The sequence below is a fragment of the Enterococcus bulliens genome (genome assembly GCF_053761865.1).
In genome coordinates this window covers 15,908-41,220 of the sequence record NZ_JBSMXK010000005.1, presented here as the reverse complement: position 1 = coordinate 41,220, position 25,313 = coordinate 15,908, and the positions used below count along the sequence as shown (strand labels likewise).

Annotated in this window: 24 protein-coding genes and 2 pseudogenes; 1 reads left to right on the top strand and 25 read right to left on the bottom strand. The window is 39.0% G+C overall.

Going from position 1 to position 25,313, the window contains the following annotated elements; all coding sequences use genetic code 11:
* Positions 1-89: 89 nt before the first annotated feature.
* From ACWOEC_RS03945 to ACWOEC_RS03825, 25 genes and pseudogenes are all read right to left on the bottom strand, one after another.
* Positions 90-1,031, bottom strand: a complete 942-nt coding sequence (locus ACWOEC_RS03945; protein ID WP_455306088.1) for an NADP-dependent oxidoreductase — start codon at positions 1,029-1,031, stop codon at positions 90-92.
* A gap of 130 nt (positions 1,032-1,161) precedes the next feature.
* On the bottom strand, positions 1,162-2,166 hold the full coding sequence (locus ACWOEC_RS03940; RefSeq protein ID WP_455306086.1) for an ABC transporter substrate-binding protein: 1,005 nt from the start codon (positions 2,164-2,166) through the stop codon (positions 1,162-1,164).
* A complete protein-coding gene (locus tag ACWOEC_RS03935; RefSeq protein ID WP_297076545.1) occupies positions 2,159-2,941 on the bottom strand; it encodes an ABC transporter ATP-binding protein in 783 nt (260 codons plus the stop codon). The genes ACWOEC_RS03940 and ACWOEC_RS03935 overlap by 8 nt, the downstream gene beginning before the upstream one ends.
* Before the next feature lie 6 nt (positions 2,942-2,947).
* Positions 2,948-4,006, bottom strand: coding sequence for a FecCD family ABC transporter permease (locus ACWOEC_RS03930; RefSeq protein ID WP_455306246.1), 1,059 nt, complete (start codon positions 4,004-4,006; stop codon positions 2,948-2,950).
* 7 nt (positions 4,007-4,013) lie between these two features.
* Complete coding sequence (locus tag ACWOEC_RS03925; protein WP_455306084.1) at positions 4,014-5,054, bottom strand: NAD(P)/FAD-dependent oxidoreductase; 1,041 nt, start codon at positions 5,052-5,054, stop codon at positions 4,014-4,016.
* 198 nt (positions 5,055-5,252) lie between these two features.
* Complete coding sequence (dhaL, locus tag ACWOEC_RS03920) at positions 5,253-5,846, bottom strand: dihydroxyacetone kinase subunit DhaL (protein ID WP_455306082.1); 594 nt, start codon at positions 5,844-5,846, stop codon at positions 5,253-5,255.
* A gap of 12 nt (positions 5,847-5,858) precedes the next feature.
* Positions 5,859-6,845: a dihydroxyacetone kinase subunit DhaK gene (gene dhaK / locus ACWOEC_RS03915; protein ID WP_455306080.1), complete on the bottom strand. Its 987-nt coding sequence runs from the start codon at positions 6,843-6,845 to the stop codon at positions 5,859-5,861.
* A gap of 1 nt (position 6,846) precedes the next feature.
* A complete protein-coding gene (gene dhaM, locus ACWOEC_RS03910; protein WP_455306078.1) occupies positions 6,847-7,245 on the bottom strand; it encodes a dihydroxyacetone kinase phosphoryl donor subunit DhaM in 399 nt (132 codons plus the stop codon).
* A gap of 124 nt (positions 7,246-7,369) precedes the next feature.
* On the bottom strand, positions 7,370-8,995 hold the full coding sequence (locus ACWOEC_RS03905; RefSeq protein WP_455306075.1) for a peptide ABC transporter substrate-binding protein: 1,626 nt from the start codon (positions 8,993-8,995) through the stop codon (positions 7,370-7,372).
* Between the two features lie 13 nt (positions 8,996-9,008).
* Positions 9,009-9,716: a gamma-glutamyl-gamma-aminobutyrate hydrolase family protein gene (locus ACWOEC_RS03900; RefSeq protein ID WP_455306073.1), complete on the bottom strand. Its 708-nt coding sequence runs from the start codon at positions 9,714-9,716 to the stop codon at positions 9,009-9,011.
* 190 nt (positions 9,717-9,906) lie between these two features.
* Positions 9,907-11,655 (bottom strand): ABC transporter ATP-binding protein, encoded by a 1,749-nt coding sequence (locus ACWOEC_RS03895; RefSeq protein WP_455306071.1) that lies wholly within the window; start codon positions 11,653-11,655, stop codon positions 9,907-9,909.
* A pseudogene (locus ACWOEC_RS03890) lies at positions 11,639-13,396 on the bottom strand (ABC transporter ATP-binding protein). The gene ACWOEC_RS03895 and the pseudogene ACWOEC_RS03890 overlap by 17 nt, the downstream one beginning before the upstream one ends.
* Before the next feature lie 261 nt (positions 13,397-13,657).
* The gene (locus tag ACWOEC_RS03885) at positions 13,658-14,047 is read right to left on the bottom strand and encodes a YxeA family protein (protein ID WP_455306069.1); all 390 of its coding nucleotides are present in this window, start codon (positions 14,045-14,047) and stop codon (positions 13,658-13,660) included.
* A 252-nt stretch (positions 14,048-14,299) separates the two neighbouring features.
* Entirely contained in the window at positions 14,300-15,229 is a 930-nt protein-coding gene (mmuM, locus tag ACWOEC_RS03880; RefSeq protein ID WP_455306067.1) for a homocysteine S-methyltransferase, read from the bottom strand.
* A complete protein-coding gene (locus tag ACWOEC_RS03875; protein WP_455306065.1) occupies positions 15,226-16,617 on the bottom strand; it encodes an amino acid permease in 1,392 nt (463 codons plus the stop codon). Before ACWOEC_RS03875 ends, mmuM begins: the two co-directional genes overlap by 4 nt.
* Positions 16,618-16,750: 133 nt before the next feature.
* On the bottom strand, positions 16,751-17,473 hold the full coding sequence (locus ACWOEC_RS03870) for an ABC transporter permease (protein ID WP_455306063.1): 723 nt from the start codon (positions 17,471-17,473) through the stop codon (positions 16,751-16,753).
* Between the two features lie 2 nt (positions 17,474-17,475).
* Positions 17,476-18,435 (bottom strand): annotated as a pseudogene (locus ACWOEC_RS03865) (ABC transporter ATP-binding protein).
* Complete coding sequence (locus tag ACWOEC_RS03860; protein ID WP_297079817.1) at positions 18,435-18,644, bottom strand: PLD nuclease N-terminal domain-containing protein; 210 nt, start codon at positions 18,642-18,644, stop codon at positions 18,435-18,437. The pseudogene ACWOEC_RS03865 and the gene ACWOEC_RS03860 overlap by 1 nt, the downstream one beginning before the upstream one ends.
* Positions 18,637-18,765: a hypothetical protein gene (locus ACWOEC_RS03855; protein WP_455306061.1), complete on the bottom strand. Its 129-nt coding sequence runs from the start codon at positions 18,763-18,765 to the stop codon at positions 18,637-18,639. The genes ACWOEC_RS03860 and ACWOEC_RS03855 overlap by 8 nt, the downstream gene beginning before the upstream one ends.
* A 33-nt stretch (positions 18,766-18,798) precedes the next feature.
* The gene (locus ACWOEC_RS03850; RefSeq protein WP_455306059.1) at positions 18,799-19,194 is read right to left on the bottom strand and encodes a hypothetical protein; all 396 of its coding nucleotides are present in this window, start codon (positions 19,192-19,194) and stop codon (positions 18,799-18,801) included.
* 156 nt (positions 19,195-19,350) lie between these two features.
* On the bottom strand, positions 19,351-20,571 hold the full coding sequence (locus tag ACWOEC_RS03845; RefSeq protein WP_455306057.1) for an MFS transporter: 1,221 nt from the start codon (positions 20,569-20,571) through the stop codon (positions 19,351-19,353).
* 116 nt (positions 20,572-20,687) lie between these two features.
* Positions 20,688-21,209 (bottom strand): PadR family transcriptional regulator, encoded by a 522-nt coding sequence (locus ACWOEC_RS03840; RefSeq protein ID WP_455306055.1) that lies wholly within the window; start codon positions 21,207-21,209, stop codon positions 20,688-20,690.
* Positions 21,210-21,381: 172 nt separating this feature from the next.
* Positions 21,382-22,122: a DUF4767 domain-containing protein gene (locus tag ACWOEC_RS03835; protein ID WP_455306053.1), complete on the bottom strand. Its 741-nt coding sequence runs from the start codon at positions 22,120-22,122 to the stop codon at positions 21,382-21,384.
* 54 nt (positions 22,123-22,176) lie between these two features.
* On the bottom strand, positions 22,177-22,545 hold the full coding sequence (locus ACWOEC_RS03830) for a YccF domain-containing protein (protein ID WP_455306051.1): 369 nt from the start codon (positions 22,543-22,545) through the stop codon (positions 22,177-22,179).
* A 19-nt stretch (positions 22,546-22,564) separates the two neighbouring features.
* Positions 22,565-23,551 carry a DUF1002 domain-containing protein gene (locus ACWOEC_RS03825; protein ID WP_455306049.1) on the bottom strand — a complete coding sequence of 329 codons (987 nt, stop codon included), beginning with the start codon at positions 23,549-23,551 and terminating at the stop codon, positions 22,565-22,567.
* A 178-nt stretch (positions 23,552-23,729) separates the two neighbouring features.
* Between ACWOEC_RS03825 and ACWOEC_RS03820 the strand changes: the two genes are divergently transcribed.
* Positions 23,730-25,298, top strand: a complete 1,569-nt coding sequence (locus ACWOEC_RS03820) for a bifunctional aspartate transaminase/aspartate 4-decarboxylase (RefSeq protein WP_455306047.1) — start codon at positions 23,730-23,732, stop codon at positions 25,296-25,298.
* Positions 25,299-25,313: the final 15 nt, after the last annotated feature.

Here is a 25,313-nt window from a genome sequence, read left to right as displayed (position 1 = left end):
CATTATAAGCTATTTGAAAACAAATGAAAAAGTTTTTACTCATTTTCATACAAAAAAGAGTCATCCAAGCGATGACTCTTTACCTAACATTATTCTTTTTCAATAACGATTTTACCTACAGCATGATGTGTTTCACTTAATGCATGCGCATCATAAATCCCTTGACGCGTTAATGGGAAAGTTTTTCCAACTACACTACGTAGTTTTCCTGCTTCCATTAAATCACCTAGTTCTTTTAATTGTTTTCCATTGGTATCTAACCAAACGGCTTTGGCATGGATCCCTTTTTCTTTAGCTTTGTCTTCATCTTCGATCGATAAAATACTGATCAAATAACCACCTTCTTTTAAGATGTCCATACTATTTTTTTGAACGTCGCCACCCATGGTATCTAAGACCATATCGACTTCTTTAGCTACATCTCTAAAATCAGTTGAACGGTAATCGATGACTTCATCAGCACCTAATGATTTTAATAGCTCATGATTTTTTTCGCTTGCTGTTGTATAAACATACGCACCTTTAGCTTTTGCCAATTGGATCGCATATGTTCCGACACCACCAGCACCGGCATGGATCAATACTTTTTGTCCTTTTGTTACATGACCGTGATCAAATAATGCTTGATAAGCAGTCAAACCAGCTAATGGTACTGCCGCAGCTTCATTGGCACTTACTCCTTTTGGTAGAGGCGCTAGTAGATGCTCATCCACGATTGTATGTTCTGCATACGTTCCAAAACGGGTTGTATCTGGACGTGCAAAAATACGGTCGCCTACTTTCCATTCTGTTACGTCGCTGCCAACTTCTTCAATCGTTCCGGCAACGTCCCAACCTAAAATAATCGGAAAATCCCATGGGAACATTTGTGCTAGATATCCTTCACGTAACTTCCAATCGATTGGGTTGATCGAGGTTGCATCGACTGAAACAAGCACTTGTTTCGCTCCTAGTTCAGGTAAAGTTACCTTTGCTTCTTCTAATTGATCTTTTCCACCGTATTGGTTGATGACTACTGCTTTTGTTTTCATAAGTTTAAACGCTCCTTTTAAGTTTGCTTCTTGTTTGATTATTTACATTGTATACAATCCATTAATATTTGACAAAAGAAAAGGCTCAAAAAAAAAGCACAAGAATCGCTCAGATCCTTGCGCTGTCTGTTTAGTTCATTTGTTTAACTAATTCTTCGATCCCTGTTAAGGATTGATAGCCATACCCAAATAAATAATTGTAATCTACGGCGTATACTTTTTTATTTTTTATTGCTTGCATACTTGCTAATTTGGGATTTTTATATAATGCATCGATGACTTGTTGTCCACTGACACTATCTTTAATTGTTGACCAATCGCCAACGATCAATACATCAGGATCTGTTTCGATCAGTGTTTCTTCACTCACATCACCGGTTTGGTCTTTAAAAACATTATCTAATTTCACCATTTTAAACAAATCATTGAAAAACGGCTCATCGTGTGCACTATAGACCACGACTTGAGTAGGATCGCTCATATGCAAGTAAGCAAATGTTTGCACTTTTTGATCCTTTACACTTTCTTTTACAGCGTCCTCACGTGTTTTGATCTCGGCTGCAAATGTTTTCGCTTCAGCTTCTTTATCAAAAATCTTTCCTGTATTTTTAATATCTTGATATACTGAATCAAATGTTGCACCCGTGATCGAAGATTCTAAAACATAAGTTTTTACTCCCATATCGTTTAAAGAATCGACTGTACCCACACCCCAATCTTGATTATCAAATAGACCTCCTCGACCATAAATCAAATCAGGATCGACACTAAGTGCAGTTTCTTTACCGATATAGCTATTTCCTAGATCTTTTAATTCATTAAATTCTTTTTCCACACTAGTATCTGCCGCACCAAATGTCGCGCCGACACCTGCGATTTGATCTTTTAGACCTAAATGTAACAATAATTCAGCTGCAGGTCTGGTATTGGCGACTACGCGAGTAGGTTTCTCATCAAAAGTTTCTGCTTTTTTCGTCCAATCCGTTCCGCCTTCTGCACGGATATAATTGTCGATCGTTACGGGATAGCCTTGACTTGCTTCACTTGAGCTCGTCGTTTTTTCACTAGTCCCACATGCGCTCATCGCAAATGTAGCCATGGCTAGACCCACGATCAATCCTACTGTTTTATTCATTGACTATTTCCTCATTTCTACTATAGTAAAACCCTAATCCATTCGTGATTGGGTGGCGATAAATTTGACACGCTACTCCATAAAGTTCTGTGACTAAAGAAGAGGTCAAGACTTCTTCTGGAGTTCCTTGTGCTACGATTTGCCCCTCTTTTAATGCAAATAAATAATCACAATAATACGCGGCATCTTCTAGATCATGTAGCGCAGCAAGTATTCCGATCCCTAACTCTTTGACTGTTTCTAAGATCTCTAGATGATAGCGAATATCTAAATGATTGGTCGGTTCATCTAGGATCAGATAGTTTGGTTGCTGCGTAATCGCTCTGGCCATGACGACACGCTGTTTTTCCCCACCTGAAAGCGATAAAAAACTACGATGACGATAACTACTTAATCCTGTTTTTTCTAGCGCTTTTGTAACGATCTGTTCGTCTTCACGATTTTCACCTTCTAAAAAGCCTTTATACGGGGTTCGTCCCATAAATACGATTTGTTCAACCGTTAAATCAAAGCTCAATTCATTAAACTGGCTGACCACGCTCAAGTTTTGAGCCACTTGTTTTTCATGACTCGACACTAGATCTAGACCATTTAAAACAATCGTACCGCTATCAGGTTTTAAGGCTTTATAGACTGTTTTGAGCAACGTAGATTTGCCACTTCCATTTGCTCCGATCAAACCCACAAATTGACCTTTTTGTGTTTGTAAGGAAATATCCGTTAAAATCTTTTTTTGTCCTAATGTGACATTTAGTTGATCGATTTCTAATTCCAAGACCCGTTACCCTCCAAACTGATATTGCTTTTTCACAATGATATAAATGAACACTGGTGCTCCAATGATCGCTGTAATGATCCCGATCGGAAGCTCTACACCAGTCAAAATCGAACGCGCGAACAGGTCTGCCCAAATCATAAATAGGGCACCAGAAAATGCTGATAATGGCAATAACAAACGATGATCTGAACCAAAAAAACCACGAATGATATGGGGGATGATCAGACCGACAAAACCGATCATACCTGAATTTGCAACAATGATACTCGTTAGTAATGCCGATAACATCATGTAGATCTTACGGTAAAACGTCAAACGTATCCCTAATGTTACGGCCACTTCATCTCCCAAAAGCATCGTATTTAAAATTCGAGCTTGCATAAAAAAGTAAAGCGTCAATGCTAAGACCAAACTACCAACTAAGGGCAATTTAGTCCAACTCGCTGAAGCTAGACTTCCCATCGACCAAAATGTGACCGTTTTGATTCCTTCTGCATTATTAGCTAGATAGACGATCAGATTGGATAGAGCTCCACCAAGCGCACTAATGATCAACCCTGATAATACCAATTTAGTCGACGTCATTTTACCACCAACTGCAGCTAATATTAATACTAAGATCGTAGCCAATACAGCGCCCACAAAAGCGCCTAGTGCTAAACCAAATTGTGCAAAAAAGGCCGATGTCCCAAAACCAATCAAGATCGCAAAGGTAGCACCTAATGAAGCACCAGAAGAAATCCCTAAAATATATGGATCTGCTAGCGGGTTTTGAACGACGGCTTGCATCACGACACCACTGACTGCAAGTCCCATCCCAACTAAGATCGCTAGAAAAATCCGGGGCATTCGTAAAAACCAAACAATATTGACACTAGATGCTGGCAAGTGTTCCACTGAGCCAATCAAGCCTCCGCTAAATTTGTACACTAAGATTTGATATATCTGTCCTAGTGAAATATCTGCTTGGCCATTGACTAATGCGATTCCGATTGAAATAAAAATCAACACAATCGCTAAGATACTATAGACTACTGCACGCTTGAGCAATTGATGCGACAAAACAGACTTACTCACTTGCTACCCAACTTTCTTTTACAAGTTGTTGGTTTTTATCATGGAATTTTTCATTATGAGAAGATACCATCGCTTGTGACGCGCTTTCAGGTTCTAAGTAAAGCTTGATTTGATTTACAGCTTGAGCCGCATCTTGGAAGGCACCAGCAAGTAGATGGACTTTTCCTACACACGAATGGATGTCACCCGCTGCAAATAAACCAGCAATATTCGTTTTTGTTGGTTCCTCACATAACAAATAAAAATCGTCTTTTCTCGCTAAAGCAAGATCGAGTGCATCTAACAGATCCGCTTCACGATCATATCCATGTTGGACCAATACATGATCACAAGGCAAATGAGTGAGCTCACGGGTTTTTGTATGGCGCAAGTTCAACACTAAAGATTCTTTATGATAAGGGTCTACCGATTCGATCACCACATTGGTTAAGATAGGGATATTGGCTTGGATCAATTTTTTTGTCTGTGCTTCATGCGCTTTTAATGCTTCACCACGATAACAAACCGTCACATTGGCATCATAATCTTTTGCTTCTAAAGCGTAATCGACCGCCCCATCGCCACCACCAGAAATGACTAATGACTTATTAAAAATTGCGTGTTGATCTGGAAATTCGTAATGGATATAAGATCCGATCTGCTTTTGAATAAAACAAGGTAATTTTTGTGGCGAAATAATTCCGCCACCAATCGCAAATAAAATCGTTTTTCCAAAATATACTTTTCCAGATTGATCTGTCACTCTAAAGAGGTCTTCTTCTTTAATCACGGAAATAATTTTCGTGTCTAAAAAGACATCCGGTTCAAACGTCAACCCTTGCTCGATCAATTGCGCTCTGACTTGTTTGCCTTTAGTCGGTGGTAATGCACCGATATCCCAAACTATTTTTTCTGGATAAAAACTTAATTTTCCACCCAATTCATCTTGCGCTTCGAATAACGCTACGGATAAATCACGTAATCCGGCATAAAAACTACTATATAAACCGGCAGGGCCTCCACCGATAATCATCACATCATATACTTGGTTCATGGTATTTCCTCCATTTCTCCATTATCAATTGAAAATCATTCTCAATTACATAAGGTCATTATAGACAACTCTTCTTTGTTTGTAAATCCTTCTTTTGCATAAACATTAGATTTAGATAAGAAAAAAATTATTTTTTCTCATCTAATTGTTTAATACCTAAATTTTGCCCCCAAAAAAAAGAGAGGTTTCCCTCTCTTTTTATGTTTCAAGTAAAGTAGCGAAAAATAACCCACTAGATTTTGCTCCAGGATCGATATGGCCGATTGCACGTTCACCTAAATAAGAAGCTCGGCCTTTTTTTGCGACAAGATCTTTTGTATGTTCGACATACTCTGTAATTTTTTCAAGCGTCAGTTGCTGTTCGTTTAAATCTGCTACGCAAGGAACCCAAACATCTAACATGGTTTTATCTTCTCGTTCTGCTTTTCCTCGTTTTTGGATCCCTTGTGCACCAGCTTCTAAAATTTGGGCTAATTCTTCAGTCGAAGTAATCGTCTTTTTATCTTTACTTGCTTGTGCCATTGCCATAAACGCTGATCCGTATAATGGTCCTGACGCGCCACCAACTTTTGAGATCATCGCCATCGCCATCATTTTAAAGACGTCTGCTATCGTTTCGGGCATTTTTTGTGCTTTGGCATCTTGATACGCTTGGACTCCACGTGCCATATTGTTTCCATGATCCCCATCTCCAATTGGCGTATCAAGATTACTTAATTCTTGTTTGTGTTCGTTGATCACTTGTGTAAAGCGATCAAACCAATCTGCTATCGTTTCAACTGTATATTCCACTAAGAAACCTCCTTACCACGCAATGGTATGTACTTCTTCTTCTAGATACATCAACCAATCTTTATGATTCGTTAAATCGATCATCGTTAAAGACAAACCTTGCATTTCGATTGATGTCATAAAGTTACCAACTTTTGTAAAGACGACATCTAATTGGTGTGTCTTGCAAAGATCTAAAACATCTTTCATAAAAATAAATTGCTCCATTAATGGTGTGCCACCCATACCGTTGACTAAAATTCCGACTTGTTTAGGCGTCTCTTCGTAAGCACTTAATAGTTTATCCATTAATTCTTTAGCCAATTCTTTTGATGGTTTTATTTTTTCCTTACGATATCCAGGCTCACCATGAATACCTACACCATATTCGATTTCATCATCTTCAAGTTCAAATCCAGGATGTCCGACTTCTGGTACGGTAGCAGCTTTTAGAGCGATCCCAATCGTTTTGGTATTCGCTACAGCAGCCTCTCCTAGTTCTTTTAATTGTACAAGCGTATTCCCTTGCCGTGCCGCAGCACCGACTAGTTTATGGATCAATACCGTCCCCGCAACACCGCGTTTACCTGCTGTATAGGTACTATTTTCTACAGCGATATCATCGTCAACGACCACCGTTTCCACTGAGATATCTTCCATTTCAGCAAGTTCTTTGGCCATATCAAAATTTAAAATATCACCCGTATAGTTTTTAACAATCAACAAGACGCCTTGTCCAAGATCAGCAGCTTTGATTCCTTCTAATACTTGATTAGGCGTAGGAGATGTAAAGACATCACCTAAAACGGCAGCATGCAACATCCCATCTCCGACAAAACCAGCATGGGCTGGTTCGTGACCGCTGCCACCACCTGAAACAAGACCGACTTGTTTTTCCATATGCGTACGTTTGATTACACGACTATCGGATACCCGTGTAACAAGTTTAGGATAACTTTGAACGATTCCTTCTAACATTTCTTCTACGATTTGATCTGGTGCATTGATGATTTTCTTCACTTTAGTCCCACCCTTCTTTTGTAGAGCGTTTTGCTTCTTGGATGATTTGTTGACTATCTTCTGAAATTGTTGCTGTGATTGCTGCTGCAAATGCGCCTTCAACTAACGGTGCATCTACTAAGTGATAATGTATTTTTCGTTCTTCTTCGATTAAATCAAATGCCAATTCTGCATTTAGCACTGCGCTACCGATGTCGGCAAAAACAAAAAATTCTGTGTCTGGTGAAGCTGCTGCGACAACATCTAAAATTTTCGTTGGATTAGACCCTAATTCACCTGTTTCGGTCCCACCTAAAGAATGGATCACCAAGCGCTCGGCATTGGCCATATCTTCGATCATCGCTTTTAGTCCGTCTGTAATTTGTTTACTATGTGAAATCAATAAAATCGCATATTGCATCTTCCCACCCCTTTTTTGATAACGTTTACAATTTAAAAATAAAAAAAACATATCAATTGAACTCTTAGGCTCACTTGATATGTTTAGTATAACAAAGATTTATATTCTTGTGTATCAAAGAAAACTATTCGACATAAGCTAGACGATACGATACTGTACGACCGAATGGATAGATTTGAAGATCTTTTAGTTGATCACTTTGTAAGTAAGCTACTGCTCCTTGATATAAAGGAATCACGGCAGTATCTGTTTCAACCAATTGTTTTTCTAACTCTTTTAGTTTATCCCAACGTGCTTCAGGATCATTTGCTAAAGTCGTACGAGCTTCTTCTAGGCCTTGATCATAACTTTCGCTAACATAACCAGAAGTATTCAATCCACCTTTAGAATCATAAAATTCTAAGAAGTTGATTGGATCCGCATAATCAGGTGTCCATGTTCCAAATGCGATATCAAAATCACCTTTCGTCTGTAGGTCCAAACGATTTTGTAATGGCACTGATTTTAAGTTGATCGTTAATCCCGGTAAGTTTTGTTCAAGCTGTCCTTGGATAAATTCGATTGTTTTCTTCGCTGCAGCAGTATCTGCTGATAAGACTTCTAACGTGATCTCATCTTGACCTAATTCTTGTTTCGCTTCTGCCCAAAGTTTTTGTGCTTGCTCTACATTATATGGTAATAAATCGCCATTTTCTTTACGGAAATCTTCACCAGTTTTTGGATCTTTAGCAAAGTTCGCTGGAACAAAACCGTTCAAGGCAGTCGAGCCATCGCCTAAAATATCTTCAGCGAATGCTTTTTTGTCGATTGCTTGCATGATTGCTTGACGGACTTTGACGTTCCCAGTCACTTCACGTTTTTGATTGGCACTCAAATATCCTACTAATGATTTTGGTACGTAGTGTGCATTCGCGTTGTCTTTATATTGTTTCGCATAAGTATCTGAAAGTGTTGTAAAGTCGAGCGCTTGTGTTTCAAAAAGATTGACTCCTGTCCCTACTTCTTTAACTACTTGAACATCGACTTCGTCTAATTTCACATTATCTGCATCCCAATATCTAGGGTTTTTGACCAATTTCCAAGATTCATTGGTACCTGTCCAATCTTCGATCACAAATGGCCCGTTTCCAACAAAATTTTCTGTTGTTGTCCCATATGATTTGCCTTTATCTTTAGCAAACGCTGCATTTTTTGGCATGAATGGTGTCCCTACCAAAATCTGATCCAAATACGTGATCGGACTTTCTAACTCGATCTGTAAAGTCTTATCATCTAACGCTTTTACGCCTAATGTATCAACAGTTGTTTCACCACGACGGATTTTACTAGCATTTTTAAAGATATCCATCCGATTACTACTACTTGAGGCATTCGCCGGATCGACAACATATTGATATGCATAGACGAAATCATTTGCCGTTACAGGATCGCCATTGCTCCATGTCGTATCTTTTAATTTAAACGTATATGTTTTTCCATCTTCACTAACTGTAGGCTTCTCAGCCGCTAACGCAAGTTCTGGATCGCCGTTTTTATCCGTACGATACAATCCTTCTGTGACTTGACCGATCATATCTGAACTATTGACATCACTATATTGTCCACTATCTAAAGTAGACAATTCTCCTGGTGTCGATACTTCGATGATTTGTTTGGTCTCGGTTGTGCTATCTTTTTTATTTCCTGTAGTACTACATGCTCCCAACAACAACGTTGCAATTGCTAAACTGGCCACTAACCGCTTTTTCATTTTGTTCCCCCTATTATAATTGATTCACAACATAATCAAATGTTTGCATTTCCTGAGCAAGTACCTCATACGCAAAATCAGGATGCCACTGGACACCTAAAATACGATGTTTCTTTGCTTCGATTCCCTCTACGATGCCATCAGGACTCCAAGCCGTCGTTTCAAACGGTGCGGCTACTTTATCCAAAGCTTGATAATGAAACGAATTGACCTGGGTCTTTTGTCCATAAATCAGTCGTAGCGTACTTGCATCTTTTGTTTCGATAGCATGTGTCGGAATTTCTTTTGGTACTGGTGTTTGCATGTGCATAATGTGATCTGATTCAATTTTTTGTAACAGATCACCACCTAAAGCCACATTGATCAACTGCATCCCTCGACAAACCGCAAAGATCGGTTTTTCTTGTTTTAGCGCTTCATCGATCAAAGCAAGCTCAAATTCATCTCGAGCAAGATAGCTATGATCCATTTCAGTTGCCAAACGCTGACCATAAAATTTAGTCGAAACATTTTGACCGCCGGCTAGTACAAGTTTATCGATTTGACTGACATACTCTTTCGCTGCTTCTGGTTCACTGATCGGTAACATCAACGCTAGCCCACCAGCTTTTTGTACCGCTTTGACGTAGCCAAGTGGCGTATATGCAATCGGCATACGATGGAGTGTTGTTCCCGAATCTTGGATCTCATTTGCAGCAATTCCGATCAATTGTTTTTTCATGTACCTTCATCCCTTTTTACGAAACAAACAGCGGATTAGACTATTCATTTTTTTCTTTCTTACTATTGTAATGTAACGCTTATGAAAAGCCTACTACATTCGATTGATTTGGTGATATAAAAAAATTATCACGATTCATTTATTTGCGCAATCAATCTTACTTGTGCTCATTAGTGGACAAATTTTTTGCTTACAATTGTTCAGATTGCATCTGATACATCTGATGGTAAATTCCTTGTTGTTCCAACAAATGTAAATGGTTTCCTTGTTCTACGATCCGTCCTTGATCAAGTACAAAAATCTGGTTGGCATCTTTGATCGTAGATAAACGATGGGCGATCATAAATGTTGTACGCCCTTTTTTCACAACATCCATCGCTTGTTGGATGATATGCTCTGTTTCTGTATCCACATGACTTGTCGCTTCGTCTAGAATCAAAATTTTAGGATCCACAACTAGTGCACGCGCAAAACTGATCAACTGACGTTCACCACTAGAAAATTCACTGCCTTTTTCAACAACAGGATGATGGATCCCTTTTTTATATCGCTCGATCAAGCTACTGGCCCCTACTTGTCTAAGGGCTTCTTTGATCATGTCATCAGTGATCTCAGGACGATTCATACCGATATTGCTTGCGATCGTCCCTGTAAACAAATACGGATCTTGCATCACGATCGCCATTAAATCGCGTACACTTTGGCGATCACATCGTGCGATCTCTTGCTCGTCGATCAAAATCTTGCCATATTGTGGATCATAAAACCGAAACAATAGATTTAAGATACTCGATTTTCCAGAACCCGTATGACCAACCAGGGCCACCGTTTCACCAGGTGTAACATGGAAATCGATGTTCTTTAAGATCATATGGTCATCGCTATAGCCAAACGTTACATCTGAAAAACGAACTTCGCCCTTTTTCATGAAAAAAGGTTTTGTTTGCTGACTTTCTATTTTTTGATCTGCAAATTCAAAGATCCGTTTTCCTGCTGCAAGCGATTGTTGGACATTGGTAATTGTTTGTACAAAGCCATCGATTGGGTCAAACAAGCGATTGATATAGTCGATAAAGACATAAATGATCCCAGCAGAGAGCGCTAAACGATCGCCTAAAAATTGTGCACTCAGCGTTGTGATCACGATCAAGATCGTCATATTTCTCAATAATGCTCCCAATCCCCAAGCGACCAACGAATCTAACAGTAGATATTTTCGTCCTGCTAAAAACCATTTTTGGACGGTATCTTTAAATTCTTGGTATAGTTTTGTTTCTTGCTGAAAAGCTTGAATCACCGCGATCCCTTGTACAAATTCGTTCAATTGACCACTGATTTGCGAAATATACTCACGCATGGCCAGATTATAACGAGAAGCATATTTCGTATACAGATGCTGCCAAATAATCAAGATCGGAAGCAAAATCAACATTGCAGAACCTAATAAGCGATTTAATAAGATCAACGCGATGAATGCTCCGATGATTTGGATCACATTGCTTAATAAATTACTGATAACACTCACGTAAAAATTTCCACGTAACACTTCAGTATCATTTGTGATCCGTGCTACGACTTTTCCAGAAGGCATCTGATCAAAATAAGAAACGGGTAGTCGATGCATATGTGCAAATAAATCGTTCCGCATACGTTTGACGATTCGATTTGACATTTTACGTAATAGCAATAGACTGCTGTAACGTAATAAAGAACCAACGAGATTTAATAAAAAATAACTCATTAACAAAATGATCAACAACTCACCATTTAACGATCCCATTTGATAAGCTGGCGTCATGACTTTGTCGATCAATTGTTTTGCAATCATCGGTGAATAAAGTTCTAGCGCTGTCGCGATAATCAGTAAACTTGCACCGATTATAAACCGTTGGCGATGGTAGCGGATATAACTTAACAGCCGCTTACTCGTTTGTATCATCGCTTGTGTCCTCCTTAATTTGTTGATGGTAATACTGGTTTTGGTACCATCCCGGTACATGGATCAATGTCTGATGCGTTCCCATTTGCGTAATTCGTCCATCATCTAAGACGATGATCTTATCTGCTTTTGTGATCGCAGATAATCGATGGGTTACGATCAACGAAGTCTGTTTTCCTTCCATTAACTGTTCCATGTTTTCAATAATTTGTTGTTCCGTCTTCGCATCAACTGCAGATAATGCATCATCTAAAAGCAGCACTTCGCTTTGTCTTAAAAAGGCGCGTGCTAAAGACAAACGTTGTTTTTGACCACCAGATAATGAGACCCCTTTTTCTCCAACCAAAGTATCCAATCCTTCTGGCATACGCTTGACATCTTCAGCAAAACTCGCTAATGCTAAGACTTCCCATAAGCGTTCATCTGTAGCATTCGCATCCCCAAACAATAGATTTTCACGAATCGTCCGTGAAAATAGCGTGTGCTCTTGAGGGACTTCTGCAATCTTATCGCGTAGTTCATTGGTCTGATAAAGTGTCAAGTCTTGTCCGTTGATCTGCAAGATTTGATTAGAAAACGGATAGCGATGACCAAACTGGCGTAACAATGTCGTTTTTCCACTTCCGGTTTTTCCGACGATCCCTATGATTTCACCTTTTTTGATCGTTAAATCAACGCCGTTTAAGACGAAACGTTCTGTTTTCGGATACGCGAAATGAAAATCCTCAAATGTGATTTCTTCGATCCGTGGCAATGATTTATGTCCGGGAGCTTCTAAATCATCTCCAGTTTCTAGTACTTGATTGATCCGTCGCCATGAAGCAGCTCCTTGTTGCATTACATTGATCAAATCACCCGCTGAGATCATCGGCCAAACAACCATTGTCAAATAAACTTGAAACGATACCATAGCACCTAATGTGATTTGTTGTCGTGCTACAAAAAGCGCACCAAAACCAAAACTAAGCACAAAACTGACTGCTAAAATCGTCGTGATCAATGGACCAAAACGCGAGTCGATTTCAGAAACGATATCATTTTTTTGTTTTGTTTGTTCCGTTTTTTCTTCAAAAATTGCCGCAGTCTCGTCTTCCATTCCAAATGCACGAATCACGCGCACGCCATCGATCATCTCTAGTACTTCACTATTCATTTCCGAAACGGACCGCTGAGCATCGGTAAATGCTTCATCGACTCGTGAGCCCCATTTAAAAATGTAATACGCCAAGATCGGCATCGGAATCAACGCGATCAAGGTAAGTTTGAAAGATACCGTAATGGCCATCATGGCTAAAATAAAGAACAGATAGACGCTTGTATTAAAAAATACCATCAAGCCATAGCCTACTGTCATCCCCATTACTTAGACATCGTCACTTGAACGTGTCATCAAATCACCTGTCCGAAACCTTTGATAAAACGGGGCATTCATGTGTAGAAAGTGCTCCATTAAATTATTACGCAATGTCTTTTGTAAATCGTACGAACCGATAAATAAATAAAAATTCCAAATAAATCCTGAAACATAAGACAAGATGATTGCACCTAAAAATAGGCCAACATACAGCCATAACATAGGAAACGTCAACGTTTTTTGGATAATGCCATCGATAAACAAACGTAATAGATACGTTGGTGCGACCGTCATCGCACTCGAGATCAACATAAATAAGATTACGATCGTATAACGAAACTTGTGTAGCTTGAAATACTGCATTAATTGCTTAATAATGTACGTCATTTTTTCTCTCCATTTTCTCTTAAATTTACACAAAAAGACTCTGCCCCTAAATTGGACAGAGTCTACAGGTATCTACAAAAAGGCCTTGTTTGCTATACGTGCGAACTATGAAAGTCAGGGTAAGGATTAAACAGATTCAATTTGAATATTCGTTCGTTTTTTGTAATGTTTTTCATATTTAAAACCCCTTTCTTTCGTTTTCGTTCCGTATATTTACAAACAATAGTCTACCTTTTGTTGGAAAAAGAAGCAAGTACTTTCTTAATATTTTTTTAATTTATTTAACGCAGCTGCTGGAATGCTTTGCTCACTGACTTCTTCGTAGGTAATGACGTGTGCTCCTTTATTCGTTAATTTTAAATAATGATCGACTTTCAAAACGGACAATCCATTAAATTCAATCGGTCTCGTGTTTCCATCTTCTGTTACCGCTTCTTGCTGATAAGTCGCTGTACCGTAACCATTGACTGAAACAGGGTCAGTCGTTTTCACGTAGACTTGTGTTTGTCTGACAAAAGGATTCAATTGATCTGCTAGATTTGCCCATTCACCTGATGCATTTGCTGTCGTGTATTTTAAACCGACCAATATAACACTGCCTACCGCTACTGTTCCTAAAATGACTAACACGATTTTTTTGATTGCGTTCATTTTTTTCATTCTCCTTTGATTCTACTCATTTTACTTGTTTTGCTCAAAATGAGTATAGACCATTTAAGGAAGCAATACATCCTACTTAAGCATGAAAAAAGAAGGCTGTGGCAGAAGTGAACAGCTCCAAAAAATAAGCCGAATCATTCCGATAATAGGATCGCCTATTTCGGTAATGATTCGGCTTATTTTTCTTGGAGCTACTTCTGGAACACCGTTTATTCGGTTCTTAGAATCTGTGACAGAAACCTTTCACAGCCTATTGATTGAACGAAATGTTTGAGTTAACCATTTGATCTCACGAGTCGATGTACAACAACAGCCACCGATAAATCGACACCCTAACTCATGCCATTTTTTAGCTTCTGTAGTAAACATTTGCTCAGTTTGGTGAGCATGAGTCCATGTTTTCGTAACGGGATCATAAACTGCACCTGAATTTGGATAAGTCACAAACGGCTTATGTTCAGAAAGTTTTGCTAATGCCATTAGCGTTGGTGAAACAAGATCTGGTTGGACACAGTTGATTCCATAACCTAAAACATAAGGCGATGCTTCGAGCTTTTTTTGGATAATCGCTAAAGGTGTACCATCACTTAAATGTGTTGCATCCTTTAACGTCATCGTTACCCAAGCTTTGATTGAATCAGATTCTGCGAGTAGTTCTAATAATGCCTCGATCTCAATATGATCTGGCATCGTTTCACACGCCAAAAGATCTGCGCCAGCTTCGATCAACAAGTCCATTCTTTCTTTATGGAAAACCTTCAATTCTTCTTTCGTTTTGCCATAATTCCCTCGATATTCTGAACCGTCTGCTAAATAAGCACCGTAAGGCCCGACAGATCCCGCAACGAACATAGGATGAGACACAGATGCTCTAGTTCGAGCTTGTTTAGCGAGTTCCACAGTTTGTTTGATCAACTGACGTCCTTGTTCTTTTTGGATCCCTAATTTTTCAAATCCAGCAATCGTCGCTTGATAACTATTGGTAATCGCAATATTTGCACCTGCTTCAAAATAAGCTTGATGGACAGCGATCACCTTTTCTTGATCGTGCATCAATGCTTTTGCAGTCCACAAAGGATCATTTAAATCCAAGCCCTGTTCTTCTAGTCCTAATGACATCGAACCGTCGATCAACATAACGTCTTGTTCTTGTAGGAATGTTTCAATGTTCATATGCGTTCTCCTTCTAACGTATTCTCCGCTTTTTTTCTAAAGAAGAACTGATAATATAAAAAACACAAAATCGTAAACGGAATCCCAATGATCAATGCAATACGTTGATTTGGGTCAAATGCAATCCCAATAATCGATACGATACAAACGATAATTACAGCCCAGGGCAGTGCAGGATATAAAGGTGTACGGTAATTTAGATCGGCTACCGTATGTCCTTTGACTAAATATTGTTTACGAAAGTTCAGCTGCGCCCAACCAATACTCAACCACACCATCACAACAGCAAATGCTGAAATCGAAACAAGTGCTAAATAAACAGTATCTGCAGCAAAAATACTAGAAAATAGCGAAAGCAATCCACCGATCAAAGTTAAGATCAAGCCATATACCGGTAGTCCTCGTTTCGACAATTTAGCAAAGCGATTTGGTAAAGTCCCAGCTTGAGCTAGTGACCAAAGCATACGAGAAGCGGCATAGACGCCTGAATTGGCTCCAGATAACACAGCGGTAATCAAAACAAAATTCATGATGTCGGCAGTATAAGGAATCCCCATTTGCCCTAAGATAAACGTGATTGGACTCTCATCTAGATTGGCAGCTGATTTTGGTAGTAAAGCTCCAATCACAACAATCGTTCCGATAAATAAAATGATCAAGATCAAGATCGTACGACCAATCGCACGAGGAATATTTTTACTTGGATTTTCTGTTTCTCCAGCAGCCACACCAATCAACTCTGTACCTGAAAAGGCAAAGTTAGCCGAAAGGATCGCTAAAAAGACTGCTCCTGCGCCTTTTGGAAACCAACCATCGACTGTTAAATTGTGAAATAACGGTGCTGTCGTTTGGCCTTCGATCGGTACAAAACCAAAGATACCGACTATCCCTAAAATTAAAAAGAATGATAAGGCCAATACTTTGATCAAAGACATCCAAAATTCACTAATGGCAAACCAACGGATGTCGACGATATTTGACCAGAAAATGATCAGCATAAACGCGGCACACCAGATCCAAGTTGGAATCGTTGGAAACCAGCGTTGCATTAAAATCGCCATCGTGATCAGTTGTGAACCTAATGCCACAGTCCATGTCAACCAATACAGCCACGCGACAACAAAACCTGCTCCTGGATGGATATATTTTGTAGCATAGTTATGAAATGAGCTAGTACTTGGTTCATGTACTGAAAGCTCTGCTAGACACATCATCACCATCGTCACGAGTACTGCCCCAATCAGATAAGCAATGATCGTGCCGATCGCTCCAGTTGTTTCAATCAAGTAACCTGAACTAAGAAAAATCCCTGTCCCGATAACCCCACCCAGTGACAACATGATTAAATGTTTCGCACTCATTTTTCGAATAAATGATTCTTGTTCCATCTTTCCACCCCTTAAACAACTTTAGCATGGATGATCCATGCTAAAGATTGGCTTTATGCCATTTTTATTGTTCATTATTATGGAAAATGGTCTTTCTTGTCAATCACTATTTGTGAAAATATTTTGAATATTATCATAATTTACTACGTTTTAAGATTGTGATGAAAAAAATCAATAACAGACCCATCATTACAAACGAAACTAAAAGTGGTGCCAATAATGTACTGATCTGCTCAGTCCCAACACGTAATTCGGCACTGTTAGTCAAAAGTGTATAAGGAGAATAGGCTTTAAGTTGGTCGAAAAATTGAATCACATAAAATAAAACCATCATGATAACAACTCCTAATATTGCACCAAACGATTGTGTCGCTAAAGTAGAAGCAAAAACAATCATCGCATACAAGACGAGACCAAAAAGAAACACTCCTATCACAGCTAAAATAGGATGTGGACTATGATTATCTGGAAAGTAATAACTTGTATAGCCATACGTGATTCCAAAAGATATCCCGATCGAAAGAAACCAACATCCGATTAACGTACTAAATTTAGCTAGGATATATAGATTGCGCTTTAATCCTTTGACTAATAAAGGGACAAGTTGCTTTTGCTGACGTTCTTGTTGAATCGTTTGGCTAAAAATCAACGCAAACAAATAGATTCCGATCTGTGTCACATTTTTATCAAATTGCGCCCAAGCATCTAGCGAAGTCGGTTTAGGTAAAGCTTGCGCTGCTGCGTGCCCTAGCGTTTGTTCTAAAATCAACGGAGTTAATTTTGCCGTTAATGGATTTAAAATTCCAATGACTAAAAACAAGGTTCCAATCAACAGTAATTTTTTCGTTCGCCACAACTCTAATAGTTCTTTGTGTACAAAAATCCACCATTGTCACATTTTACAACCTCCAAAAACAATTGCTCTAATGAAGAGGTGTAGAGTTGATACTCATCAAAACGCAATTAATGTTCTGTGATAAAAGAAAGAAACCAAGTAAAAAATTCAGTAGTCGACATGCGATAAGTGATTCTCACTTGCTGCTGGATTTGTGTAACCGTAAGTTTTGGATCACTTAGTCGATCTAATGCATGTTGCCACAACTCGACTTGTGTTTCGGGAATTTGAAGTTTGACCTCTTGACGTCGGTGTTGTTCCTTTAATTGCGCGATTGCTCCTTGGCAAACGATTTTTCCTTGATCTAATATCGCGATTTGATCACAGATCCGTTCGACATCTTCGAGGATATGCGTTGAAAAGATCACTGTAGTCGTTTGACGCAAAGAAGCCAGTAAGTTCAAAATTTCTTCTCGTCCTTTAGGATCCAGCGCAGAAGTCGGCTCATCACAAATCAATAACTTAGGAGACCCAAGCAATCCTTGAGCGATGGCTAGTCGTTGCTTCATCCCACGCGAAAAACCTTTGATTTTTCTTTTCTCCAAATCGAAGCCAACTTTTTCTAGAAGAAACGGGATCTGAATCGCTAATTGCTTAGTCGTCATGCCGCCTATTTTCCCGCACAAGCTTAGATACTCTTGCGCCGTCATGTAAGGATAAAATGTCGGTACATCAGGTACATAACCGATTTCACCTAAAGCATAAGCATGACCAAAATCGATCGATTGATCTAGCACCGTGATCGTACCTTGATCACACGTTTCCAGACCTAAAATCAAACGCATCGTGGTGGTTTTTCCTGCTCCATTTTTTCCTACAAAACCAAAAACACTACCTTTAGGGACAGTTAGCGTCAAATCATTCAATACTGTTGTCTGTGAGTAGTTTTTTTGGATGTGGTGCAACTCAACTACTGCTGACATTACGCTTCCTCCTTGCCAAATAAAAAGTAAAGAAGCGGACCAACCAATTGTAAACAAACAACGATCACTAACCAAAGCCAACGATTCAATAAACGGTAGCGTGTATGTTTAAAAATACTGATCACTGCACTGATCATCAGTCCTAATTCCAAAATTATTAAAGGAATAAATAAAGGTAGATTATCAAAAAATATTTGGGCGTTAGTCATGGTGGTTTCCTCCTTCAATCAATCGTTCAAGTGTTTGGATAAACTGCGTAAATTCAACTAATTGTCGATATTCGTTCCATAACGGTGAATCAAATACTCGCTTTAGATCACTAAATGCCAATTTCTCTCCACGTAGTGTCTGATTTCCTAGTGCCTATGCTTTTAGCCAAGGCTCTACACGATCAAAATAGGCATCACCAGAAAAAATCAATTGAAACTGGTCTTTGCTGCATAATTCATTTAAACGAATCAGACTCGCTTTTACTGCCTCTTCAGATTGAAATTCGACTTGTTTAAAGATTATAGCTAGGTATGTATTCAATACTAGCGCTGGATTCAAGTGCTCGAGATGAAAGGATTTGATCAAGATCAACATTAGGCTAACCGTTTCTTCAAGATCATGATCATTTAGAGAAACCGAGAGCAAACTGATTCCTGATTGTAAACACAACATCAATTGTTGATATAAACTACACTCGGCTGTTTCAAGTGCTCGGTCCCATTCTTGTTTACTTTTAAAAGAAGAAACGATCAAATGATCAACTGGCAATATAGGTGTAATCGTTTCGCCTAATAGGCTTAAAACAGCATCATACTCACCTCTTCATTACTAGTGTAAGCATTTTGTAAATAAGATTCAATGGAGAAAAAGTTAACTAAATGGAAACAAAAAACGTGCACTTGAAAAATCAAGTACACGTTTCACTTAAATTAAAGGATCTTTTTCTAGCGCTTGTGTCAATTCTACTTCAGCTTCTTCATTCGTTAAAAAGAATCTACGATAAACGATCAATAAAACGATTCCTAAAAAGACCATAAAACTTGCAAAGTAAAAAGCATGAGCGCCACTGTAGCGTTCAGCGATTCGTCCAGCAATAAATTGAGCTAACGATCCACCAAAGAAACGAATAAAGCTATAACTAGATGAAGCGATATTTCTTGGAATATCAGGAATCTCCATTGCAACTGTCGTCATCAATGTATTGATGATCCCTTGGAAAAATCCAGCTACGATCAATGCAGATGCAACCGTAGTTGAAGAATCAGCACCTAAACCGATCACTGCTAAACAAATGAAAAAGCCAATCATCGCTAACATAATCGTGGCTAAAGTCCCGATCTTGCGTTCGATCCGTGTAGCTAAAAAGATTGAGGAGATCGCCAGTAACACACCCCAACCAAAGAACGTAAAGCCAGTTTGTAACTCTGTAAAGCCACTCATTAAGAAAGGTGCATAAGCCAACAACGTGAAGAATCCAAAGTTATACAGTAAAGCGATCAATCCCACACCACGTAGTTTTGGTTGTGCCAATGCTTTTACTCCAGCAAAAAAACCGACATGGACTTTTTTCTCAGAAGTCTCTTTTTTTTCTTTTAAAAATACGGTGATCGCTAAAAATGAAATCGTCATTAATGTCGCCACTCCAACAAATGGGAAACGCCAAGACATCGAACCTAACGAACCACCTAACAAAGGTCCAATCGACATCCCCAATCCCATCGCCGCTTCATAGATCATAATCGCACGTTCTGTTTGTCCGACTAAAATCGTCACGATCGCAGATAATGCTGTGGAGATAAAGAGTGCATTCCCAAAGCCCCAACCTGCTCTAAAGTATATCAATGCGTCGATTGATTGTGACATCGCACCTAACGCTGAAAAAATCACAATGATCACTAATCCGACCATCATCGTTTTCTTTGCTCCGATCCGACTTGAAATAAATCCCGTAAATAGCATAATAATTCCAGTAACCATCAAATAACTTGTAAACAATAGTGTCGTTTGAGCGGGAGTCGCTTGTAATTCATGCGCGATTTTATTTAAAATCGGATCCACCAAGCCAATCCCCATAAATGCGACCATACTAGCAAATGCAACTACGAATGCTGCTTTTGGCACAGCCGTTTTTTTCTTTATATCCATAAATGTGTTCACCCTTTCAGAAAACTATCGTACGCTCATTTTCATCAAATGTCAATAATTACATATTTATAAACAAAAAAAAGAATGGATCGATTCAAAGGATCGATTCATTCTTTTTAACGTAAATAAGCCTCGATTTGTTCTCTAGCCCACTCGCACCATACGACTTCTTCTTTACATAAGCGAATCTTGCGATTGATCACTAGCATGCGACTAAATTCTTTTTTACGGTTTTCACCTAATTCTTCAATCGGCACATATAATCGTTGATACTTTTCTAATAGGTTTAGATAGTAGATTTTACGATTATCGATCAAATGCTGTACTTGAGAATCGTCAATCAAAGAGAGTGTATAAAGTTTGGCTAAAAACTCATCTTTTTGGGTAGGAGGCTTGTTTTCTTCTAAAATCCAAGGTTTTAAGCTGACTTTTCCAGCTTCAGTAATTGCATAGATTTTTGTTTTGCCATCTGGTGTATCCACGATTTCGATCAGACCCTCTGATCGTAACTTTTTCAGTACTGGATAGATTTGACTATGATGGGCTTCCCAAAATAGTTGGAGATATTGCTTGATCTCCTGTCCAGACAACGATTTGCGTACTAGCATTGCCAACACGACATAGCTAATCGTACTCATGGTAAATTCCTCCTTATACTAAATTCCTCTTCATTCTACAAAAGACTTATTAAATTTGCTAGTTTTTTCACTATGGTTTAAGAAAAATATAGAAATCTAGACCAATTAAAAGAAAAAACTTTACTTTCAGAGAAAAATAAAAACTGCAGCTACCATTAAAGTAGCCACAGTTTTAATTGACGATATTCGCAAATCCATTTCGTAAATCGGTATTTTCTGTTTCTGAAACATATAGATAGTTTTCCGCGTTTCCTTGATTTTGCATCGTAATCAAAACATAAGGTTGACCATCTTTAATTGTAAAGAAATAGAAATGTTTTTTAAATTCTGGTTGTGTATTTGCATCTGAATAAGTTGCTACGACAGCATACTCACCGTTTGCAGCTGTACCGTTTTCTGACCATTTTAATGTGATTGGTGATTTATTTAAGGCGACTGTCCAGCCACCATTCCCATTTTTCAATGCTTGATCTGGCAACTGTGATCCATAAAAATCAACATTATTTCCAGGAGTGTATGCCTGATAGGTCTGTTGCATCGTCGTGCCCCAACTGGTCATAAATGTAGCCAACTCTTGTGCTTTTTGAGCGCTCCATTTTCCACTTACAGTAGCACTAGTCGAGCTAGAGCTAGTAGATTCCTCACTCATTTTTTGGATATTCGCGTCACGGCTATTCGCGTCACGGCTATTCGTATCAAGGGTTGCTTCAGTAGTTGAACTTGTACTTGTTTGGCTAGTAGATGAGTCGGAAGAATCAAAGCTGATTTCTTCTAGTGCAATCGATTTTTCAGTCGTTGTACTTGTTGTACTCGTACTCATCGTGGTAGTTTGTGTTGTCGTTTGCTTTTGTTGACAGCCAGCCAATACACATCCTGTACTGACGACTATCAGACCTAAGATCCATTTTTTCATCGCTTCGCTCCTTTTGACTTTCTTTAAGTATAGCACAAATCTGTAAACGACTACTTAACGATCGGTACGAATCTCAGCTCCAAATGGGGTCAAAGATAAGCGTGCTAGTTTTAGCGATTGTGTTGCAAATGGAATCCCGATGATCGTGATCGTCAACAACGCCGCACTGATTAAATGTCCGATCGCTAATGGAATTCCTGAGAAGATCAACCATAAAATATTCAAAATCAAAGAAGTTCCTGAATCATGATAGATCACGACTTTCCCAAACGGCGCTAAAGAAAGTGAAGCAAATTTGAAACACTGCAGTCCAATAGGGATCCCAATGATCGTAATGCACCATAAACATCCTGCCAAACACCATGAAAGTGCTCCAAGCAAGCCACCAAAAATCATCCAAATCACATTTCCTAAACAGCTCATCACATACACCTACTTTTCATTATTGAACGATCGATTCTTGCGTTGGTTGTTCGTCTTTATTGCCAAACATTCCAGTGATCGAAGACCAAATCCCACTAAAGAAATCTTTGATTTTTGTCCATAATCCTTTTGACTTTTCTTCGATCTGTTGTTTTGCATTACTTAGATCTAGCTGATTAACAAAATCACTAAAAATATTGTTTTCTTTCATCGAATCCATCAATGTCGTCAGTTCATTCAACTGATCACTTGTCACGATATCTTTTAACCCGTTATTTGCTAGAGCATCTTCAACAGCTTGCTTGATATCTGCTTGGGTCAGATTTTCTCCTTTAGCCGTTTGTTCTGCTAAAGTCGTCTTCGCTTCTTCTTGGGCCTTATTCAATGCTTCATCTGAATAGCCTTCTTTATCTTTATTTTGTTCTGTGATCGTAGCCAAAACGTCCATTTCATCTTGTGCGACATCGACGCGTTTTTGATCGATAATCCCACCAGATTCTTCAACGATCTTATACACACCTGCCAAAGCGCCTGATCCGTCGATTGGTACGGCCGAAGCGATCGTTAATTTTGCATCACTGATTCCTGCTGTCAATGCTGCGTTTTGATATTGTGCAGCTGTGATCTTCGTAATATTTTCAGGTGTAGCAATATTGACTGTGATTCCGTCATTTTTATCTAACGTTTGCATCCGAACTGAGCTATACACTGCCCACTGATCGGTAAATCCATTTCCAGGTAGATATTTGACCAGATCTGCGCCTGTCGTTTTATAGATTGGTGTTTCACCTTTGATCCCTAATTTATCTAAAGTATAGGTTTCTTGTTCACTCGTCAACGCATTTCCGATCGCTACTGCATTGATCTGCAACCGATCCATCCCACTTGCTTCTGAGGTTGTGGTCGAGGTAGCCGTTTCTTCTGCCAAGACGTGTGGTGTCATCGTTACCACTGGGGTTGTGAGTAATACGGTTGCTGCTAGTATAAGTATTAATTGACGTTTCATAATATTTTCCTCCGACTTCATGCTTTAACTTAAGTGTACTATACTTCAAGTTTTTGCGCCTACATCTTATGCCTGATTTTACTGAATCTTTCTTTTTGACGTTTCGCTCAAAGTGACAAGTTTATTAGTTGATAAACGAAAACGAAACCTCTAGACTGAAGAAAAAGGAGGAATTTTGATGGATACTCATGAAGAAAAGCAACTCGAATCACTAGGTGCTTTTGAAATTAGTGATCGCTTAATCACACTTGCAAAAGAAAAAACGAAACAACCCTTTTTTAATGCTGGACGAGGCAATCCAAATTGGGTCAATGCTCGTGCACGACTTGCTTTTAATCGTTTAGTCGAATTTGGCTTGACGTATGAACAGTCAGACGATCCAGATCTAGTAATGGTTCCTACAACAAGTATGACAGATGCCTTTTTACGTTTTTTAATCTCTTCTAAAACCGATCAATTTTTACTTCAAGCTCTACTCTATACCGAAAAAACATTCAGTGTATCAAAAGAAGCCATTTTACAAGAATGGGTCCAAGCAGTTTTAGGAGACAACTACCCTGTCCCTAGTCGCGTACTACCGATCAGTGGTCAAATCATCGCCACCTATTTAGATCAAGTGTTACTGAAAGATCCTGCACTGATAAAAGATACACTCGTCTTTCCAACAGAAGGTGGGACTGCTGCGATCGTCTATATCTTCCAAACACTCAAAGAAAATTTTTTATTGCAAAAAGGCGATAAGATCGCGATGAATACCCCAATCTTTACACCTTACTTGCAGATTCCAAAATTAGAAGAATATGAATTGGTCGAGATCGATATCGATGCCAAGGAAAGTGAACAATGGCAATTTGATCCTAGCGAACTGGACAAGTTATTAGATCCGGCTATCAAAGCATTTTTCCTTGTCAATCCATCTAATCCTGGTGCTAAAGCTTTTTCAAAGGCCGCATTAGAAAAATTACGACAAATTTTGACACAACGACCTGATTTGATGATCTTAACTGATGATGTGTATGGTCCATTTGTAGAAGAGTTTCAATCGGTCTACGCGATTGCACCGCACAACACACTATTGGTCTATTCTTATTCAAAACTATTTGGAGCCACAGGTTGGCGCTTAGGTGTCATTGCTGCCCATAAACAAAATGTTTTTGATCAATTACTTCAAAATCTATCTCCTGAACAAAAACAATCTCTTCATAAACGTTATGAGATCGTGACGACCACACCAGAATCGTTTGCTTTTTTAGATCGTATCGGTGCAGATTCACGATCCGTTGGGCTGTATCACACTTCAGGACTTTCCACTCCGCAACAGATCATGGAAGTATTATTTAGTTTGACCCATCTACTTCATGCAAAAGACGACGCTTATGTCACGGATGCACGTCAATTGATCGCTACACGCTATCATAATTTAATGCACGCTTTACAATTAGCAGAAGACGAAGATCCACTCAATACGAAATATTACACGCTGATCGATGTCTATCGATTGGCCAAAAGACAGTACGGTGCACCATTTGCGAACTACCTACAAGAAGCATTTGAACCGATCGATTTTCTATTACGACTTGCCCAGACAGAAGGTGTCATTTTGATGGATGGTGTCGGTTTTGGAACTAAAGCTGGTGAGGTTCGAATCTCGCAAGCCAACTTAGCTACTGAAACGTATGCTAAAGTCGGCAAACGTATCCTTGATGTTTTAGACAACTATTACACACAGTACAAAAAAAACCACTAGCGAAACTAGTGGTTT